A 541-nucleotide genomic window follows, 5' to 3' on the forward strand; every position below is an offset into this window, starting at 1 on the left:
CAATATCAAAGAATAAAAAAGCCCGATACTCGCTACCAGAGTATCAGGCTTCTTATATCATACTTATGTCAATTTAGAACTCACAACCTATACCTCCATACAATCCATATCTTGTTGCTGTTAAAGACAGATTAATGGGTAATAAATCCATATCCATAGCTCTCCACATAAAGTTGTACACGAAAACAGCCCCATAATCTAATCCCCCGACCGTTTTTGTAGGAGTAAATTTATTCTCAATTCCTCCACTTCCCGAAATCCAATCATAGCCATCTGTAATTCCAGTTGCAACGAAAGTGTGCCCCAGCACAGGCACAATTCTGAAAGCCTCTGAAAAAGGTATTTGGTAACCCAAGTGGAAAGATATACTTCTCTTGTCCTCCCACTTCCCGATTCGAGCATCCCTCATATGAGAAGGGGCTGAAATCAAGAAGTCTCCATAAAAACCACGATAGATGAAAGAAAACCCTGGAGAGAACCGAGGCATAGAATCCCACACACCTAATACTCCGAGCTTGCAATCAAAGCCCCATCGCTCATT

Annotated in this window: 1 protein-coding gene; it reads right to left on the minus strand. The window is 41.4% G+C overall.

Annotation, left to right across the window (positions count from 1 at the left end; genetic code table 11):
• Window positions 1-73: 73 nt before the first annotated feature.
• Window positions 74-541, minus strand: a 468-nt coding sequence (locus JCM15907_RS09755) for a hypothetical protein (RefSeq protein WP_025843643.1), incomplete at its 5' end; no start/stop codon positions are given.

It is taken from the genome of Porphyromonas gingivicanis JCM 15907, assembly GCF_000614585.1.
In the GTDB taxonomy this organism is placed as follows: Bacteria; Bacteroidota; Bacteroidia; order Bacteroidales; family Porphyromonadaceae; genus Porphyromonas; species Porphyromonas gingivicanis.